Raw genomic sequence first — 18,362 nt, forward strand, 5'->3', positions numbered from 1 at the left:
TTCCCTGTGATTAAACATAATAGCCGACTTTATCCTTCACATAAATTTTGTTATGTTTTTCAGTAATTGATATGCCTTTAATACTGTCATCAATTGAAAACTCCTAAATAGAAGATTTACTTGTTTTAAGGTAAGCGATCAAAACAAGTCTTCTATAATAGGAGTTTTTTTGATGTATGAAACGATATTCACGGTCGCGCAAAGTTAGTGAGCACTATCGGTTGAAAAATTATATTGGTAAACTTTAAAAACACATATTATTCTTCTGAAATTCGTGTTATTATCTCTAAGGGGATATTGTAATTATTTTGATATAATTTTCTGATTATTTATCATTTCGTTTTTGTAATCGTTTACTTGAGGGTGGTAGATAGAAAAGGTAGTCCCCATGAATCGAATATTAGCCATTCAAGCAGTCGCTGTATATGTGACTAATGTTCTTTTAAAGTTGGCGAGTTTACTAATTTAGTATCCAAGGGAGAGAACAGCATGGAAATCGTAAAAGGAACGCTATTATTATTATTAGTTTTAGGATTGTTTTCGTTATTCAGTTATAAGGCACCTAAAGGAATGAAGGCGATGAAGGCACTAGCTGGTGCTGCCTGTGCCGCATTTCTTGTAGAAGCATTTCAACTGTTTGTAGGTGGGGATTTATTAGGAATAGAATTTCTTGGTGAAGTTGGAACAGCAGCTGGAAGCATGGGCGGAGTTGCTGCTGCAGCTCTTGTTGCTCTTGCAGTTGGGGTTTCCCCTGTATATGCAATATTACTAGCGGTAAGTTGTGCTGGTCTCGGATTATTACCAGGGTTTATTGCGGCTTATTTGGTTGCTTTTCTAGTAAAAGCAATTGAGAAGAAAGTTCCAGGTGGTTTGGATCTCATCGTCATTATTATTGTATGTGCACCACTTGTTCGACTCATAGGTGAGTTAATGACTCCGGTGGTAAATGCAACTCTTTTAAATATTGGTGGAATTATTACTGAGACGGCAAATAGCAATCCCGTGTTGATGGGCATTATTTTAGGTGGAGTTATTACTGTGGTTGCAACGGCTCCTCTTAGTTCAATGGCGTTAACAGCTATGCTTGGATTAACGGGAATACCAATGGCTATCGGAGCATTAGCTGTCTTTGGATCTTCATTCTTGAACTATGTTCTATTTGACCGGATGAAGTTTGGTGACAGGAAAACAACAATTTCTGTTGCGATTGAGCCGTTAACTCAGGCGCATATTATTTCTGCGAATCCGATACCGGTCTATGTAACGAACTTTGTCGGTGGAGCAAGTGCAGGTGTTATTATTGCCTTGTCTGGATTGATCAATAATGCAACGGGAACAGCGACTCCAATTGCTGGACTAGCAGTAATGTACGGATTTAATGATCCGTTAAAGGTGACACTTGTTGCTTTATCATGTGCTACTGTTGGGCTAATAAGCGGATTCTTAGGTTCGATTGTATTTAAAAACTATAAAATTAAAACAGTTGATCAACTACAAGATAAAGATAAAAAAGAAGAGATAGCAGCGTAAAACTTCGATTTAAGACCATTATAGTAAGAGAATGATTTTGCGTTGCTTAAAGGAGCGTTTGTAATGAAATACCGATCGGCTTTTGATATTATTGGTCCGGTGATGATTGGACCTTCAAGCTCTCATACAGCTGGTGCAGCACGGATTGGCCGGGTTGCTCGTACATTGTTTGAAAAACAGCCAAAGAAGGTAGTTATCACTTTGTATGGTTCGTTTGCTAAAACGTATAAAGGCCATGGAACGGACTTAGCGCTTGTTGCCGGACTGTTGGATTTTGATACATTTGATGAGCGAATACCAAATTCGTTGGAAATTGCTGAAAAGACTGGGATGGAAGTTATTTTTCAAACAGAAGTAGCGGTAACAGAGTATCCAAATACCGTTAAAATAAATATGTATGATGATCAAAACGATATGGAGGTAATTGGAATCTCTATCGGCGGTGGAACCATTGAAATAACGGAAATCGATTCGTTTAAGTTAAAGCTATCTGGTGATCCGGCGATTCTAGTCATTCATCAGGATCGATTCGGGATTATCTCATCGGTAACATCGGTTCTATCAAAGTATGAGATTAATATCGGTCATATGGAGGTTGCTAGAAAAAACAAAGGGAAAACAGCGATTATGGTGATCGAGGTTGACCAAAAAATAGAAGATGTGGTTTTCGATGAGTTGAAGAGGCTTGATAACGTAAATAGAGTCATTCGGATGGTCGAGTAAAAACAACAAAAACGGAAATACCTTGGTCAGCTTTTCTTTTTCGTGAGAAGTGACTAAACCTCGATTCAAAAATTTCAAGTCATCAGGAGGACGATCATGTTTCGTAATGTAGAGGAACTTGTTGCACTAGCAGAAAAACATAACGTGAAAATAGCCGAAATTATGATTCGGCAGGAAATAGAAGTATCAAAACGATCACGTGAAGAAATTATCGCGCAAATGGATACGAATTTAACGGTAATGGAACGCGCGGTCGAACGGGGATTAAATGGGGTAAAGTCGCAAACAGGCCTAACTGGTGGAGACGCGGTCTTGCTACAAAATTATATTAAACGTGGGAAGACACTTACGGGACCAATATTGTTAGATGCAGTAAGCAAGGCAGTGGCAACGAATGAAGTGAATGCTGCGATGGGAATCATTTGCGCAACCCCAACTGCTGGTTCGGCAGGAGTCGTTCCAGGAACATTATTTGCTGTGAAAAATCAGCTGAATCCAACTCGGCAGGAAATGATTGAATTCTTATTTACAGCAGCAGCATTTGGATTTGTTGTTGCCAATAACGCCTCCATCTCTGGAGCAGCCGGCGGATGCCAGGCGGAAGTCGGATCGGCTTCTGGAATGGCAGCTGCAGCCATTGTTGAAATGGCCGGTGGTACGCCAAAGCAATCTGCTGAAGCAATGGCAATCACCTTGAAAAATATGCTTGGACTAGTGTGTGACCCTGTAGCTGGTCTTGTAGAAGTCCCATGCGTCAAACGAAATGCGATGGGTGCTTCCAATGCGTTAACGGCGTCCGACATGGCTCTTGCAGGCATCACAAGCAGGATTCCATGTGATGAAGTGATTGGCGCCATGTATGCCATTGGCCAGACAATGCCTTCTGCATTAAGGGAAACAGCCGAGGGTGGTCTTGCAGATACACCGACAGGACGGAGACTAGAGGCAGAAATTTTTGGTCAACCAAAAGATAAGTTAAAGGACTATCTTGTGTCAAATTAATTATGGAGCCTTAGAGCAAGCACCGATTAAAGGTGCTTTTTCTAATGGGGTGCACTAAAAGCTAGACTTGTAAAACAACAAATCTCCTCAAGCTTTGGCTAAGGGTTTTTATATGTGAGGAAACCTCACGTCAAATAGCTAAGAAATCTTTCTTGGTAAAACAAAAGTAGGTGTCCAAAAGCTAACCTTGGATGTTCCTTTCGTTTAGTTTTGGTTTCGAGATATGTCTTGTTGATGTTGATCTAAGTCTCTAATTGCATCATTTACAACTTTTTCTGCTTTTTTAAATTGACGATCTTCGGCTTTTGCTTTTCGTTCGATTTGATTAATATCACCTGGGGTACGATCTGTCATTCATTTCACCTCATACAAAATTTAAGTTGCTATCAATAGAGTGTGTTTCTTCAATGAAAAAATAATAGGGAGTTTTTGGATTGAAGCAACTCAGTACGACAATATGCATAAGTAATACAATTATGAAAAAACTAGTGAGGAACAACTTAAAGGGGGTAATCGATTGGCAACTGGAAAAAGCTTTAACCATAAAAGAAAAAGTCACCCTGGTGCATTTCCAAAAGGAAGCGAAATGAAGAAACCGAAAAACAATGTATCAGAAGAGGGATATTTGGTTACAAAAGAGGCTTTTAGAAATCGAATAGATGACGAGCAACAGTAAAATTTATGATACCTGCCCCCGATCGCTTTAAAGCGCTTGGGGACAGGCAATGTTTTCACATAAACGTATACAAATAGTTAGTTCCCAGCCCCACGATATTTCTTCACACCAGTATTCCATAATAGAACAGCAATGAATAAAAAGGCGACGCCCATCACAGGTGTTAAGAATGCATATACATACCATTCTTCTCGTTGTAAGAAATAAGCAGCGGGATACACACCAACAAAGGCAAACGGCAAAATCCACGTTAAAACAAAACGAATTACACTATGGTAAATATCGACTGGATACCGTCCGTAGTTCCCGATGTTATACATCATCGGCATAATATCTGTTCGACTATCTGACCAAAAGCCAATACTCGCAATCGAAATGAAAATTCCTGCATAAATAAAAGTCCCGCCAATTACCATGGCAATAAAAATCAAGCTATCATACCAAGCGAAGGTTAACCCTAAGTTCATTCCGGCATAATACATAATCGCTAAACCCGTAATGACGCCAAATAATGATTCTAACTCCATTCGTTCCATAATAATTTGAAATAAACTATGAATTGGACGCGTCAAGACACGATCCATCTCTCCTTTAACAATGTAGCGCTCATTAAAATCCCAAATGTTAAAGAATGATGTAAACAAAGCATAAGGAACGAGGAAAAAACCATAAATAAAAATGATTTCTTCACGGCTCCACCCACTTAACAAGGTCGTGTGGCCAAATACAACTAAAATGAAAATTAAATTTACTGCTTGAAACAATAAGTCAGAAAGAATTTCAACAATCGTATCAACACGATACGTTAATCTAGTTTTTAAATATTGAGAGGCATATTGAAAGAAAATAGAAACGTAAAACATGTTAGCCTCCTTGTACAATCAACTGTTTTTTTGCTAAAGACCATAAAAGCTGGATCGGAATTAGTAAAATAGCTGCCCAGAACGCTTGTAACATGACGGCAGTATAAATTTCACTTCCTACAAATCCCTCAGTGAAAATCATACTAGGAATATAGCTGATCGCCTGAAACGGCAAATATGTCATCAATGATTGCGCCCAAAGCGGATAAAAGGAGATCGGAAGTAAAAGACCTGAGAATAGATCAATCACAACACGTTTCGCTCGAATCAATCCAGAATTATTAAATAAGAAGAACGTCATAATGCCCGTCAATAAGTTGATTTGCGTATTCACAATAAAACTAAATACGAGAGAGACAAAGAATAACACCCATGTCGTAAAACTAGCAGAAAAGTTAATAGGAAACAGTAGCCCCACAATGACCATGCCAGGAACGGAAAAAAACAATAACCGAAATACCCCTTCACCAAGACCTTGCATCGTTTTCATCCCTAAATAGTTATACGGGCGGATCATTTCAATCGCCACTTTGCCATCTTTGATTTCATTTGCGATTTCACGGTCAATATTATTAAAGTAAAACGCTCTAGCCATCCAAGCAACTGCCACATACGTGGTCATTTGCAGAACTGTCAACCCTTGAATCTCTTCTTTCCCACCATAAATCGCTGTCCATAAAAAATAATAAGCACCAATGTTAATGCTATAAATCAAAATCCCACTATAATAATTTGTCCGGTAGGCAAGCATCATTAAAAAACGAACCCTGATCATTTCAATATATTGACTCATGAGATCGCCATTCCTTCTTCATAAATCTTTCGAATAATCTCTTCTGTTGAAATTTCATTAATCCGAACATTTTTGATTGGGTTCTTTTGAACGACAATGCTAATTAATTCGGATACTAACTGCTCATCGCCATTGACATTCGCAAGCCATGTCGTTGCATCTTTTTGCTCCCAATGAACCTTTGGTATAGAAGGTAAATCGCGATCTTGAACCTCTATTAAGAATTCAAATTCAACTTGTTTCCCTTCAACCGCATTTGCCTGAAGTTGATCAAGTCTGCCATCATACACAATTTTTCCTTCATCTAATAAAACAACCCGCTCGCAAAGGGCCTCAATGTCGGTTAAATCATGTGTGGTCAATAGAATGGACGTTTTATATTGCTCATTAATTTCTTTTAAGAACTTTCGAATTTTTAATTTCACTAATACATCTAAGCCAATCGTTGGCTCATCCAAAAAGAGGAGGGGAGGATTATGAATGAGGGCTGCTGCTAACTCACAGCGCATCCGTTGTCCTAATGAAAGTTTTCTGACCGGCTTATCTAGTAAAGGTCCAATTTCTAACGTGTCAATTACTTGTCCCATATGATTGTTATAATCTTCATCTGAAACACGATACACCTTTTTTAATAATCTAAAGGACTCTTGAACCGCAATATCCCACCATAATTGAGATCGTTGTCCGAAGACAACTCCGATGGAACGAACAAATTGTTCTCGTTCTTTATGTGGGTTCATCCCATTTACGACAATCGATCCTGATGTCGGCGTTAAGATTCCTGTTAGCATTTTGATCGTCGTCGATTTCCCAGCCCCATTTTCTCCAATGTATCCGACCATTTCCCCTTGCTTGACTGTTAAAGAGATATCATCGACAGCAGCAAGCACTTTATAGTTTCTCGTAAATAAGTCACGAAACGCTCCTGATAAACCGGAGCGACTTGAATATGATTTAAATTCCTTACGTAAATCTTGAACGTCAATAACGTTCATTTTCATTCCCCCTAGACTAAAAAATCAAAAGTTTCCTCTTTATTAAAAACAAATTATATTTACCTCGTCCTTATTATTACATAAGCGGTGGAGCTTGTGTAATTTCGCGATGTAAAAACGAGGAAATGAATTGCATTGAAGCACTTCTTAATCTAACGATGAAACACGTGTATAATTAAAAGAGTAACTTATCTTGTGGTTTTATTTTTGAGAATACTCTAGATTTTCTTGGGAGATTCCTTTACAGTTGTAGAAAGCCAAAATTAAGTCTAGTTAATTCATCCCGTTTTTCAGAAAAAAGATTGACAGCTATCATCCAATCATGATAAAAACGGTATAAGGTATTTTAGTACATAAAAGCATAAAAGCATTAAAGTGATTTTTTAACAATTAATACGTTTTTAAACTGACATAAGAGCATACTAAAAAAAACAGAATTATAGGGGGAAGGAATTAACATGGAACATAGTAGCAAAATTATAGACTGTACGATTCGTGATGGAGGTTTGATTAACAATTGGGATTTTAGTGTTGAATTTGTTCAAGACCTATACAATGGCCTAAGTAGTGCTGGTGTGGAATATATGGAGATTGGCTATAAAAATTCTCCTAAGCTGCTTAATGCCACTGAACCTAATCCATGGAGATTTCTTGATGATAACTTCTTGAAAGAAATTATCCCTGAGAAAAAGTTCACGAAGCTTTCTGCTTTAGTCGATATTGGACGAGTAGATCCCGATGACATTCTGCCACGTGAACAAAGTGCATTAGATATGATTCGTGTCGCATGCTATATTCGCGAAGTAGATAAAGGGTTAGAGCTTGTAAAAATGTTCCATGACTTGGGTTATGAAACATCCCTGAACATTATGGCTCTATCAAGTGTACCTGAAAATCAACTGATTGAAGCGTTTAACATGGTGAAAGAAAGTCCAGTAGACGTTGTCTATATCGTTGACTCATTTGGGAGCTTAGATCCTGCAGATATCGAACATCAAGTGAAAAAGTTCAAAGAGATGATCCCAAACATTCAGCTTGGAATTCACACTCATAACAATATGCAGTTAGCATTTGCGAACACACTAACAGCGATGCGAAATGGGGTTACGTTCCTTGATTCGTCAGTTTATGGAATGGGGCGTGCGGCTGGTAACTGTAATACAGAGCTACTCGTTAGCCACATCCAAAAACCTAGCTATGAGCTGAAGCCGGTTCTAGGTGTCATTGAAAAGCACATGCTAGAGATGCGTCAAAAATGGGAATGGGGCTATATCATTCCTTACATGATCTCTGGGACAATTAACGAACATCCTCGTGTAGCAATGGCTTATCGCGCAAGCGAAGACCGTGACAAATTTGAAGAGTTCTATGACAAGGTCACATCACCTGAAGCCTCGTTGGCTCCAGATCAAAATTAGTTTATTAGGTACCTCGATGAATCGAGGTGCTTTTTTTGTGCCCCGGGAGAGTTTCTCTAATTAAGTGCGACAAGTTATGGAATAATTGATAGGGAGAAAGGATTTGCTAATGTACTAACGAATAATATGAAATGCAGGTGTCTGACATCCAGTGGACTAAAGGAAGTCACTCATAGCAGGCTTTTAAAACAAGGAAACGGCTAAGCTGATTGCTTAGAAGCCACTGATAAAGATGAAAACGAGAAACTACTGAAAAAGTCCATCGAGAAGCGGCAATGGCTCCGCGCACGTTGCGCGCCTACGGATTGCGAAACCCACTCATAGCGGGCTTTAAGGTGTGAGACACTTCTCACACCAATGGCAACGGATGCTCATTGCTTCGAGGGCGCTGAAAAAGGAATAACTACCTTTTTCAATGCCCTCAAAAACGGACTTTTTCAGTGGCCTCGGACTAAAATAGTGGGCCGGGGAACAGCCACTAACTATCGAAACGGAGCTGACAAGATGCAATTAACTTTACCAAGAGTTGTAAAAGTGAAACAACATTTTCAAGGTCCAACTATCTCAAATATCGATCAGAAGATTGCTGAGGAGTTTATGAAGACTGAAATTGAAGCAAAAGTTCGTGAAGGCATGAATATTGCCATTACAGCAGGCAGTCGTGGAATTGCTAATATAGCTAAAATTATTCAAGCGACAGCTAACGAAATCAAAAAACGAGGTGCCAACCCATTTATTATTCCAGCGATGGGGAGTCATGGCGGTGCGACAGCTGAAGGTCAAATTGAAGTATTAGAAAGCTTTGGAATAACGGAAGAATATTGCGGAGCTGAAATTCGTTCGTCAATGGAAGTGGTTGAAGTAGGAAAAACAGAAGCAGGAATGCCAGTTTATATTGATAAAATTGGGTATGAGTCTGATGGTGTTATTCTTGTAAACCGGATTAAAGCCCATACTGATTTTTCCTCAAAAATCGAAAGCGGTTTAATGAAGATATCCTCTATTGGTCTTGGGAATCATAAACAAGCACAAGCCATTCACACTTATGGTGTTCATGGCATTCGTGATCATATGCCGAAAGTAGCTGAGGTTGTTTTTCAAACGGGAAAAGTCCTTATGGGTATTGGAATCATTGAAAATGCGTTTGAAGATACAGCAGAAATCGAGGCAATTCCGGTTGAATCAATTCAGGAGCGTGAATCAAAATTATTAAGCTATTCAAAAACCCTTCTTCCAAAGCTTCCTATCGACAAAGTTGATATTCTGTTTGTAGATAAGATTGGGAAGAATTATAGCGGAACAGGAATGGATACAAATGTAATTGGCCGGATCAGGATTTTAGGTACGAAAGAGTTTACTAAACCAGAAATTGACTACATTATTGCTGGTGACTTAAGTGAAGAATCTCATGGAAATGCTCTTGGGATTGGCTTAGCGGATGTAACAACAGAGAAATTATTTAAAAAAGTAGATTATAAAAAGATGAATGAAAATGTGATTACAAGTACATTTTTGCAAAGAGCAAGTATCCCGATTGTTCTAGAAAGTGACCAAGCTGCGATTGAAACAGCTTTACGAGCGAGTTGGGGAAAAAGCCCAGAAATGATTCGCTTTATGCGGATTCCAAATACTTTGCATCTAGAAGAACTATACGTATCAGAGTCATTAGTACCAGAAATTGAGAAAAGTGACAATTTGGAGATTGTCGGTGAATTAGCACCTATGAAGTTCGACGAAACTGGATATTTTAATCATTTTTAGGTGATAGATATGATTTTATTTTGAAAAAAAATGAAGTCAAACCGTTGAATAGATTATAAATTGAACTTCAGTCCTAAGAGCGTTAAAGCGTTTCGGTTGAAGTTTTTTTTTGTAAAGGAAAAAGTTGTAGGAATTATTTAGATAATGTCTATAAAAGGGGAAGGGTCTTTTGATTCTTCCTTTAAGTGTTTGTTCGAAATCATTTGCAATATAGCTCCTCGTATTTAGCTCCATTTAGAAAACGAGTAGTATAACTCTTTATGGGTCATATATAAATAGAGAAATACATCTCCATGAGCGATGAGCGTACTGAATCATTCTTTTTTATATTATTTTGTAACACCTAAAAGGACGCAAAAAAGTGTATACTTACCAAGTGAAATTTTTTTAGTAGATTGGGGGAATTGTAGTGAAATTCAAACCTAAGGCTATTTTCTTAGATATGGATGGTACAATATTAAATCATCAAAATAAGGTGAGTATTCATATAAAAGAAATCATAGATGAGTTACGCAGCAAAGGAATCTTTGTTTTTATCGCTACAGGTAGAGCTGTTGATGAAATAGAGGGAGTCGTACCGGAAGGATTTCAAGTGGATGGGTTAGTCACTTCGAACGGAATGGCAGGCTATGTAGGGAAAGAAGTAGTATTTGAACATTCACTAACGTGTGAGTTGGTGGAAACCATTATTGAAAAGGCAAGAAAAAACAAGGTGTATTATGAGCTTTTCCCATATGGAACATCTCGAATTACATTAAAACAAGATAAACAATATGTGGAAGAGGAAATTAGAGATCCGAAGCCAGACAGTGTTGGAATAAATGAGTGGCGTTCACGTAAACAAGCGATCAAAGAAGAAATTGCATGGAAGGATCAGATAGAAGGAAATAAGTTTTCAAAGTTTTATTTCTTTGCAAGAACGAAAGATCACATAAATGAATGGAAACATGAGCTTGATCAATTAAAGCTAGAAATTGACTTTACGACTTCTATATCCTCTCTTCACAATGTTGAAGTGATGGTTGCGCATGTGAACAAAGCAACAGGAATCAAAGAGATGTTAAAGCGATTTGATTTGTTGGAGGATGAAATTATGGCAATTGGTGATAGTGACAATGATTTGCCTATGTTGCGGTTAGTTAATTATGCCGTTGCTATGAAAAATGCACCAGACCACATTAAAGAAATTGTTGATGATGTAACGGAATTCACTTGTGATGAAGACGGAGTATATCATTACCTTAAATCTAAATTTATTTTGTGTATATAATGGATCTCGTTCGTATGATAAGGTTAACCAGATTTTTTTACTGGTTGATCTTTTTTAGTAGTTTTTAATTTAAATAATTCAAGTACCCCTCTCGAAATTACCTTTACAACAAAAACAAGGAAAAATGAGTATAGCCATCTCCAATTTCCTGTAAACTCAAGTGAGTTGGTTTTCTTTTCAAGTATAATTTCATAAATGGCTTGAGGTGTAGCAAAAAGCATTAATTTACCTACGATTCCAGATAGCTTGGAGTGGTATGTTGATTGACAATACCAAATGGATAAATAGGGACAAACTAAGTAATCATATACAACGTTAATCTTAAAAATCTTAGGTAACAACCTTATTGGATATTTAACTTGCTTTGTTTCGACTAAAACTTTGTCAAATATGTAATTTACTAGACAGTTAATTACATAAAGTGGAAACCAAATCTTCACTGATGGTTTTTCGAATAATGTTATTATTGAAAAAATACCGAAAACTATACCCAATTTAATAATAGAACGTTCAAGCATAGATTTACCCCCTTCAACTTGAATAAAGGCTATTGAATTTGCGTTTTTTTATAGCAGTTTTTCTTTAACTGTTAACATGTATTACAAAAGACCGGTTATCCTTTTGTTTTTCACAATATCTCTCGTCGTAAATGAGTATTTTTATTAGTATGTTTGAAGATGTTTTTTTTTATTAAAGTTCTTAAAAATTTAGTAGTAGATGTCGAGAGTGTTCGTAATTGAAGATTAGAAAAGTGAGTAATGGTACTTATAAAATAATCAAAGCTAACAAGGTAGGGCCGCTTAGGCGACTTTTTTCTTATACTTAAAGTAACATCAAACCAAAAAGTAGATCAAAAAAGCTAAAGGCAGCAATAGAGCACCTTTAGCTTTTTTGATTAAAAGATGGATATTGAATGAGCCAATCATGTAAACATTCCTAAAGAGGATTATTTATCATGAAAAGTCTTTCATTCCATAGTTTTTCGGGTAACTTTATGATACCAATCATTTTCAAGGCTGTAAGTAACTTTGTTAGGAAATATGACATAAAACATATATTTTAAATGCGTCTTTAACAGATGAATGAAGGGCTATCTTTTAAACGTCCTCAACACTAAAATCTTACCCGAAATAACGATCTGTCTGCGTTGATTGATTCCTTTAAATGAAATACGAGCAAATGAACATGAAAGTTCAACAATTTCCCCATTAATTTGAAGGGAATCCCCAATGAAAAGGGGGTGATGGAATGAACTTTCATATTCTTTAATGAAACAATTACTTGATAGCCATGGGGAAATCAGCTTTGTACTAATGCCCATTGTCATCATCCCATGAGCTATTCGGTCAGAAAATCCCGCTTGTTTAGCTGCTTTTTGATCAAAATGGAGAGGGTTGAAATCATTTGAAACGTCACCATAAGTTGCAATATGCTCGTCTTTAATTTCAGGAATATAAATAGTTGGTAATCTAGATAGATCCATCATTTCACCTTACTTTTTAAATATTAGTAATGTAGTACGTATTGATGCATGAATACAATCGTTAAATGAAATAAGTAATTCATGATTAGATCGTTGCATGATCTCGCAATTATTTTGTCTTTTCCTTACGTCTTTTAGATGAATGACACAATCATACGTGCGATTGGCTACTACGGGATGCTCGTATGAAAAGCATTGTTTTCCGTGTATGACAGGTCCAACATCTTCTAACCAAGGAACTTTAATAAACGACCAAAAGATGATCGGCATAGTTGGTGGAGCAGGGATGTCTTGGTACCCAGCTCTCTTGGCCGAATCGATGTCGACATATATGGAATTATCGTGATGGATCGCTTTTGCGTAGGAGGCAATCATTTCTCTTGTGACTGTAATTTTTACAACTTCTGATGTGGCTCCTGTCCATTTTTCATCAATCATGTCCATTTCCTCTATTCTATTAATTCTACTAGCGTGGCTAAGCCTAATCCGCCACCAATTCCTAGTGTAGCGAGGCCGCGTTTGAGATGATGACGTTTCATTTCCGTGTATAGCCTCGTTATTAAAATAGCTCCTGATGCTCCGTATGGATGGCCGATGGCTAAAGCTCCACCATTCCGATTTACTTTCTCAAGTGGAATTTGTAGCTCATTTAAACTCGCTATGACTTGCGCGGCGAACGCTTCATTAAATTCAACAATATCAAGGTCTTGAACGGATAGTTGTTGGCGTTTTAATAACTTCCTAACAGCAGGTACAGGCCCAATACCGAGAAAATTAGGATCAACTCCAGAACTTACTGCATCAACAAAACGCAAAATAGGTTGTAAGCCTAATTCCTTACATTTATCCAATGACATAATTAAAACAATAGATGCCCCGTCATTAAGTGGACAAGCATTACCGGCTGTCACCGTTCCATCTTCCTTAAAAACAGGAGGAAGGGCGCTCAGTCTTTCGATCGTTAAGTTTTTGCGTGGACATTGATCGGTTGTTTGTCCTTTGACTGGGACAATTTCTTCGTTAAAAGAACCAGATTCGATGGCGGTAATAGCTTTTAATTGACTTTGATAAGCAAACTCATCTTGAGCTTCTCGCGAGATATTGTAAGCTTCAGCTACATTTTCAGCTGCTACCCCCATATCAGGGTCACCGATCTCGTTTGGGGAAAAACGAGCCCTCATAAATAATTGCGGTCCTTGTGAGTCATGAATTGAAGAAGGTTTCGCAAACTTCCACGGGGCCAAGCTTGTGCTTTCAACCCCTCCGGCTAAATAAATGTCACCAGCTCCAGCCTGAACAAGCCTGGATGCTACGTTTATAGCCTCTAGACCTGAGGCACACTGACGGTCAACCGTAACTCCCGGAACAGCTAGAGGTAAACCCGCTGAGAGAGCACAAAGCCGTGCGATATTTCCTCCAGGCCCGACGGCATTTCCGAGGATAACTTCATCAATCGATTCTGGATCTAGCTGATATTCTTCCACAATCTGTTGAATAATAGGAGCAGCTAAGTATTCAGGGGGGACGCTTTTAAACATTCCACCAGACTTACCTACTGCCGTTCGTTTGGCTGTTATGATAACGGCTTCTTTCATAGTTTATTCACATCCTTGCTTGCTCAATTTTTCTTTCTACTAGCTTTATGACTTCTTTTCTAGCTATTTTATGGCTTGTTGTGTAGGGAAAGCTTTCAAGCTCAATGAATTGTTGTGGACATTTGTACGAAGCTAGTTTTTGCTTGCAAAATTGTATTAGTTGCTGGTTAGTCAGACGGTTTCCTTCTTGCCATTTAATAACGGCAACAAGTTTTTCACCCCAGTATGTATCCTCTAGCCCAATGACGGTTACTTCATCAATTTGAGATAGGGTGGATAATACCTTTTCAACTTCCTCTGGATAGATATTTAATCCGCCACTAATAATCATATTTTTCTCCCGGCCGACAAGAGTGATGTAGCCTTGATCATCAAGAAAAGCTAGATCGCCGACTGTTGCAAAGCTTCCGTGAAACATTTCGTTTGTTGCTTTCTGATCATTGTGGTAGCCGCTGAATACGAGTTTGCTTTTAACAAATAGTTTTCCTATTTCTCCGATATTCGCTCTCATACCATCTAGTCTTCGAATCGACACTTCTACTCCCGGGACTGCCCGCCCGACCGATTCAGGGTTTTTGAGGTATCCTTTTTCATCTAAAACGCTGACTAAACTTAATTCGGATGCTCCATAAAATTCAAATACTTCTGCATGAGGAGTGAGTACTTTGGCTTTCTGTTTTAAACTAGTTTGCCATTTAGCACCGGCAGAGATGACCTTTATTAGATGACTAATGTGTGATCCTGTTTTCGAATAGACGTCATTAAGTGCTGAAAACATCGTAGGAACAAGGTATAAAATCGTTATTGGATAGGTTGTTAACGTTTGATGTACAGCATTTGCATGAAATTTCTTCGTGATGTAGACGGTAGCACCAATATGAAGAGCGTGAAGAGCTGCATATAAAAAGTGTGAATGCACAAGAGGACCAGGTGCGAAGACGATATCTTCGTTTTCTATGTTAAAAACCTGATCACTTACTGAGAAGCTATGAATCCATGAAGAATGGGTGCGTAAATACCCTTTTGGTTTTCCTGTTGTACCTGACGTATAGCCAATATAAAAAAGATGATCGGCTGAAAAATCTTGGACAGGCAAACTTTTCGCTTTTTGCTCTGTAAATTCTTGAAGAGACAGGCTTACTATGTTAGGAATGATTGGCTCACCAATGAATAGATCAGGTGAGCAATCGGTAAGGATATAGCGGAGGTCGTCTTTACTCCATTTGGGATCTAGAGGAATGGCAATAGCACCTAGTTGGCTGATAGCTAAAAAGAGAGATAAAAATTGGTGATCGTTTTCTAGTAAAAAGGCAACCTTTTTTTTCATTGGGGAACGAAGAACCGTGACAATTTGTTGTTTCATGAAATGGATAGATGTATGTAATTCTTTGTAAGTTACTTGTTTTCTGTCACAGGAAATGGCAATTTTGTCTGGGTGTTTAGTTGTTAGTTGCTTGATCGTTTCGCCTATGATCATGTTCTTAACTCCATTTCTTTTGATTCTAGTAAGCCTAAAACTGTTGAATAGGCAGTTCTTATAAAGGAAGGAAAGAAAAAAACAGTTCTCGGTTTTTCTTTCCTTGTTTGTTAAGCCGTTTTTTGTAATTCAGTTGGTTTCTTAATGAGAGGATAAGCTTTTTTGATTTGCATTGCAGTAATCCCAGCTATTACAGCTTTCGTTACGTCACCTGGAACATAGATAAGTGCTTGAAATGCAGCCGTTGTCCAAGGGATTCCTGTAACGAAGGAAAGATAGCTGATTCCACATGCATACACAAGGAGTATTCCTCCAAGGAAATTAAATAGAATAAAACGAGCAACGTTCATCTTATGCCAATACTTTTCAACTAAATACCCAATCACAAATGCAGCAATTGGCCAACTTAGAATATAACCTCCACTTGGGCCAAGTAATACGCCAAAGCCACCTCGTCCACCAGCTAGAAGCGGAATTCCAACTGCAACGAGAGCTACGAAGATCCCGAGACTAAGTCCGCCTCTACGTGCCCCTAAAATTGCACCTGCTAGCATGACCCCTAATGTTTGAGCTGTAATAGGAACAGGAGAGATAGGAAGAGTGAATGGTGGCAAAATTCCTAACGCGCCGACGATAGCAGCAAACAGTGAAGCGTATATCATGTTACGTAGTTTCATAGTAAATCCCTCATTCTTATAATATTTCGAAGACAATCTATCCTCGTAGTATAAAAGGAGGGATTAAAGTATGTCAATATGAAATTTATTTAGGTTAACAATAACAATGTGACATGATTGTTGAATAGTTGATTATTACTTATTCCGTGACAATGATGAGGTGATTCACAAGAGCTGTAATCTAGTGGGGTTTCTTTGAATTGCAGCAATCGATTGTGAGTTTGCAGGTTGATCTTTATTTACTATATTAACTTATTATACAGGTAGCTCTCAAGTACAGGGGATTCTTGACTTGAAACCTTTCGTCCGTTATACCGTATATAAAAGTGGTAGGATGGAGGAGGGACTAGATCCGTGTATAATAAAATCATTAGTGCCATGATCATAACGGTATTCTTTTTTATTCCAACACAGGTATTTGCTGTTGATTACCAGATTACAGATGTCGAAATTAATGCATATTTACAAGATGATGGAGATGTTTCCGTTCAAGAAAAACATACTTATCAGTTTAGTGATGAGTTCGGCGGCATTATACGGGAGTTAATCCCGAAAGAAGGAACCGAGATTGTTCAACTGGAAGCATATGAAAAAGATCAACCTTTAACAATTGAGTCAAACGAAACAGAGCATCGGATTCACCGAGCAGGAAAAGATGAAACGGTTACGATTGATCTATTTTATGAAATCAAAAATGGAGTCGACGTTTATGCAGATGTCGCAGAATTTTACTGGCCATTTTTTGACCGTAGCAATGAATCGACGTATGAAAATATGATGATTCATGTTTTTCCACCGGAACCTGCAACGGGTGTCATTGCCTTTGGGTATGATGAGGCGTTTCAAAAAGAGGACATTTTAGAAGAGGGGCATGTCCAATTTCAGCTAGGGGAAGTTCCGAGTAACAGGAACGGTGACATTCGTGTTGCTTATGACGCCAAGCTTTTTGGCGCTGCAGCTGTAACTTCCAATAAACCAATGCAAGCCGCAATAGAAGCGGCGAAACAACAGTTACTTGATGAGGAGATTGCGAGTGCTAAAAGAAAAGAGTCACTCGCATCAATCGGCGTCACTTTAGTCACGCTATTAGGATTACTCTTATTGTTCTTGCTTGTGCGGGCATGGATTTTGGCAAAAGCAAAAAGGGCTGCATTAAAGCGAGAATTAACCAATGATGTTGTTATACCTAAACAAACGATCTCATTACCGACAACGATTCTTTACATGAATTATCATCAGCTCCTACCAGAAGCAATCGCGGCCGCACTATTAGATTTAGTGCGAAAAGGGCATGTTACTAAGCTTGAAAATGATCGTTTTAGGGTAGTGAATCGGAACGGTTTGTTTGAACACGAACATATATTGGTCGAATGGTTATTCGATGAAATAGGGGCAAAAGCTGAATTTAGCTTTGACGATTTATCTGTGTATCTTAAAAATAAGAAGAATCATGAAAAATATCAACACCAAAAATCGAAATGGCAAAACGCAGTGAAAGCTGAATTAAAAGAAGCGCATTTGTATGAAAATAAAGTCAAATATCGCTTAACCATTGGCTTAGTAAGTTTCATCTTAGTACCGTTTGCCATTTTATTTGCTGTAAATGATTTAATTGGCTTGTCCTTATCATCAATCGGAGTATTTTTAGGGTTGTTTCTATTCGCTATTTTTTACCATCCGAAAACATGGAAAGGGGCAAAATTAACCCTTGAGTGGCGCAAGTTTAAACAACAATTTCCGAATATACTGCAATCAACTTGGCATAATTTATCTGAAGATGACAAAATGCGTGCCTTTATTTACGGCCTTGGAATGAATGATGAACGCCTGAAAAAGAAAAATCAATCATTAGTAAATGCGTTTAAAAAGCCGATCAACGGGCATCAATCGAGTACAACATATGGCTTTGACCTGACATGGATCATCATTGCAGCAGCTGCCACGTCAAACTTTACGAGTGCAGAGAAAACAACGGGCGCAACTAGTAGTAGTTCAGGAGGGAGCTTTGGTGGAGGTGGCTCCGGTGCAGGTGGTGGCGGAGGCGGTTCTGGTGCTTTTTGAAGTACCAGGTACTTGTCGAGAGCCGATAGAGGAGGGGG

18 protein-coding genes are annotated in these 18,362 nt (G+C 38.2%); 8 read left to right on the forward strand and 10 right to left on the reverse strand.

Annotated elements, in window-relative coordinates; all coding sequences use genetic code 11:
• Window positions 1-489: 489 nt before the first annotated feature.
• From SLH51_RS08695 to sdaAA, 3 genes are all read left to right on the forward strand, one after another.
• Window positions 490-1,530, forward strand: a complete 1,041-nt coding sequence (locus SLH51_RS08695; protein ID WP_335960719.1) for a PTS sugar transporter subunit IIC — start codon at window positions 490-492, stop codon at window positions 1,528-1,530.
• A 63-nt stretch (window positions 1,531-1,593) separates the two neighbouring features.
• Window positions 1,594-2,253: an L-serine ammonia-lyase, iron-sulfur-dependent subunit beta gene (gene sdaAB, locus SLH51_RS08700; RefSeq protein WP_335960721.1), complete on the forward strand. Its 660-nt coding sequence runs from the start codon at window positions 1,594-1,596 to the stop codon at window positions 2,251-2,253.
• Window positions 2,254-2,349: 96 nt separating this feature from the next.
• Complete coding sequence (sdaAA, locus tag SLH51_RS08705) at window positions 2,350-3,255, forward strand: L-serine ammonia-lyase, iron-sulfur-dependent, subunit alpha (RefSeq protein ID WP_335960722.1); 906 nt, start codon at window positions 2,350-2,352, stop codon at window positions 3,253-3,255.
• Window positions 3,256-3,459: 204 nt separating this feature from the next.
• On the opposite strand, the gene SLH51_RS08710 is transcribed toward sdaAA, so the two are convergent.
• The gene (locus SLH51_RS08710) at window positions 3,460-3,609 is read right to left on the reverse strand and encodes a hypothetical protein (RefSeq protein WP_335960723.1); all 150 of its coding nucleotides are present in this window, start codon (window positions 3,607-3,609) and stop codon (window positions 3,460-3,462) included.
• A 163-nt stretch (window positions 3,610-3,772) separates the two neighbouring features.
• Between SLH51_RS08710 and SLH51_RS08715 the strand changes: the two genes are divergently transcribed.
• Complete coding sequence (locus SLH51_RS08715; protein WP_335960724.1) at window positions 3,773-3,931, forward strand: hypothetical protein; 159 nt, start codon at window positions 3,773-3,775, stop codon at window positions 3,929-3,931.
• A 77-nt stretch (window positions 3,932-4,008) separates the two neighbouring features.
• On the opposite strand, the gene SLH51_RS08720 is transcribed toward SLH51_RS08715, so the two are convergent.
• Genes SLH51_RS08720 through SLH51_RS08730 form a run of 3 tightly spaced genes read right to left on the reverse strand, consistent with a single transcriptional unit; the run spans window position 4,009 to window position 6,582 of the window.
• Window positions 4,009-4,794, reverse strand: coding sequence for an ABC transporter permease (locus tag SLH51_RS08720; protein WP_335960726.1), 786 nt, complete (start codon window positions 4,792-4,794; stop codon window positions 4,009-4,011).
• 1 nt (window position 4,795) lies between these two features.
• Window positions 4,796-5,587, reverse strand: a complete 792-nt coding sequence (locus SLH51_RS08725; RefSeq protein ID WP_335960727.1) for an ABC transporter permease — start codon at window positions 5,585-5,587, stop codon at window positions 4,796-4,798.
• The gene (locus tag SLH51_RS08730) at window positions 5,584-6,582 is read right to left on the reverse strand and encodes an ABC transporter ATP-binding protein (protein WP_390183847.1); all 999 of its coding nucleotides are present in this window, start codon (window positions 6,580-6,582) and stop codon (window positions 5,584-5,586) included. The genes SLH51_RS08725 and SLH51_RS08730 overlap by 4 nt, the downstream gene beginning before the upstream one ends.
• A gap of 458 nt (window positions 6,583-7,040) precedes the next feature.
• Here SLH51_RS08730 and SLH51_RS08735 point away from each other — a divergent pair, with 458 nt between their 5' ends.
• The 3 genes from SLH51_RS08735 to SLH51_RS08745 all read left to right on the forward strand — a co-directional run bounded on the left by SLH51_RS08735 (window position 7,041) and on the right by SLH51_RS08745 (window position 11,031).
• Window positions 7,041-8,000: an aldolase catalytic domain-containing protein gene (locus SLH51_RS08735; protein WP_335960730.1), complete on the forward strand. Its 960-nt coding sequence runs from the start codon at window positions 7,041-7,043 to the stop codon at window positions 7,998-8,000.
• A gap of 504 nt (window positions 8,001-8,504) precedes the next feature.
• Window positions 8,505-9,761, forward strand: a complete 1,257-nt coding sequence (locus tag SLH51_RS08740; protein ID WP_335960732.1) for a nickel pincer cofactor-dependent isomerase, group 22 — start codon at window positions 8,505-8,507, stop codon at window positions 9,759-9,761.
• 409 nt (window positions 9,762-10,170) lie between these two features.
• Complete coding sequence (locus tag SLH51_RS08745) at window positions 10,171-11,031, forward strand: HAD family hydrolase (protein WP_335960734.1); 861 nt, start codon at window positions 10,171-10,173, stop codon at window positions 11,029-11,031.
• A gap of 23 nt (window positions 11,032-11,054) precedes the next feature.
• Here SLH51_RS08745 and SLH51_RS08750 read toward each other — a convergent pair whose 3' ends face one another.
• From SLH51_RS08750 to SLH51_RS08775, 6 genes are all read right to left on the reverse strand, one after another.
• Entirely contained in the window at window positions 11,055-11,549 is a 495-nt protein-coding gene (locus tag SLH51_RS08750) for a CBO0543 family protein (protein WP_335960736.1), read from the reverse strand.
• Between the two features lie 572 nt (window positions 11,550-12,121).
• Window positions 12,122-12,517: a MaoC family dehydratase gene (locus SLH51_RS08755; protein ID WP_335960738.1), complete on the reverse strand. Its 396-nt coding sequence runs from the start codon at window positions 12,515-12,517 to the stop codon at window positions 12,122-12,124.
• A gap of 6 nt (window positions 12,518-12,523) precedes the next feature.
• Entirely contained in the window at window positions 12,524-12,952 is a 429-nt protein-coding gene (locus SLH51_RS08760; protein ID WP_335960740.1) for an FAS1-like dehydratase domain-containing protein, read from the reverse strand.
• A gap of 11 nt (window positions 12,953-12,963) precedes the next feature.
• On the reverse strand, window positions 12,964-14,109 hold the full coding sequence (locus SLH51_RS08765; RefSeq protein ID WP_335960741.1) for a thiolase family protein: 1,146 nt from the start codon (window positions 14,107-14,109) through the stop codon (window positions 12,964-12,966).
• Between the two features lie 7 nt (window positions 14,110-14,116).
• Window positions 14,117-15,586, reverse strand: coding sequence for an AMP-binding protein (locus SLH51_RS08770; protein WP_335960742.1), 1,470 nt, complete (start codon window positions 15,584-15,586; stop codon window positions 14,117-14,119).
• 110 nt (window positions 15,587-15,696) lie between these two features.
• Window positions 15,697-16,263 carry a biotin transporter BioY gene (locus SLH51_RS08775; protein WP_335960743.1) on the reverse strand — a complete coding sequence of 189 codons (567 nt, stop codon included), beginning with the start codon at window positions 16,261-16,263 and terminating at the stop codon, window positions 15,697-15,699.
• 354 nt (window positions 16,264-16,617) lie between these two features.
• Here SLH51_RS08775 and SLH51_RS08780 point away from each other — a divergent pair, with 354 nt between their 5' ends.
• Complete coding sequence (locus tag SLH51_RS08780) at window positions 16,618-18,324, forward strand: DUF2207 domain-containing protein (RefSeq protein WP_335960745.1); 1,707 nt, start codon at window positions 16,618-16,620, stop codon at window positions 18,322-18,324.
• The last annotated feature ends 38 nt before the right edge of the window (window positions 18,325-18,362 follow it).

It is taken from the genome of Halalkalibacter kiskunsagensis, assembly GCF_037027555.1.
GTDB classification, from domain to species: Bacteria; Bacillota; Bacilli; order Bacillales; family Bacillaceae_D; genus Halalkalibacter; species Halalkalibacter kiskunsagensis.

Coding starts and splice junctions, on each gene's coding strand:
- SLH51_RS08695 (WP_335960719.1), top strand. CDS start 490: ATGGAAATCGTAAAAGGAACGCTATTATTATTATTAGTTTTAGGATTG.
- sdaAB (WP_335960721.1), top strand. CDS start 1,594: ATGAAATACCGATCGGCTTTTGATATTATTGGTCCGGTGATGATTGGA.
- sdaAA (WP_335960722.1), top strand. CDS start 2,350: ATGTTTCGTAATGTAGAGGAACTTGTTGCACTAGCAGAAAAACATAAC.
- SLH51_RS08710 (WP_335960723.1), bottom strand. CDS start 3,609: ATGACAGATCGTACCCCAGGTGATATTAATCAAATCGAACGAAAAGCA.
- SLH51_RS08720 (WP_335960726.1), bottom strand. CDS start 4,794: ATGTTTTACGTTTCTATTTTCTTTCAATATGCCTCTCAATATTTAAAA.
- SLH51_RS08725 (WP_335960727.1), bottom strand. CDS start 5,587: ATGAGTCAATATATTGAAATGATCAGGGTTCGTTTTTTAATGATGCTT.
- SLH51_RS08730 (WP_390183847.1), bottom strand. CDS start 6,582: ATGAACGTTATTGACGTTCAAGATTTACGTAAGGAATTTAAATCATAT.
- SLH51_RS08735 (WP_335960730.1), top strand. CDS start 7,041: ATGGAACATAGTAGCAAAATTATAGACTGTACGATTCGTGATGGAGGT.
- SLH51_RS08740 (WP_335960732.1), top strand. CDS start 8,505: ATGCAATTAACTTTACCAAGAGTTGTAAAAGTGAAACAACATTTTCAA.
- SLH51_RS08750 (WP_335960736.1), bottom strand. CDS start 11,549: ATGCTTGAACGTTCTATTATTAAATTGGGTATAGTTTTCGGTATTTTT.
- SLH51_RS08755 (WP_335960738.1), bottom strand. CDS start 12,517: ATGATGGATCTATCTAGATTACCAACTATTTATATTCCTGAAATTAAA.
- SLH51_RS08760 (WP_335960740.1), bottom strand. CDS start 12,952: ATGATTGATGAAAAATGGACAGGAGCCACATCAGAAGTTGTAAAAATT.
- SLH51_RS08765 (WP_335960741.1), bottom strand. CDS start 14,109: ATGAAAGAAGCCGTTATCATAACAGCCAAACGAACGGCAGTAGGTAAG.
- SLH51_RS08770 (WP_335960742.1), bottom strand. CDS start 15,586: ATGATCATAGGCGAAACGATCAAGCAACTAACAACTAAACACCCAGAC.
- SLH51_RS08775 (WP_335960743.1), bottom strand. CDS start 16,263: ATGAAACTACGTAACATGATATACGCTTCACTGTTTGCTGCTATCGTC.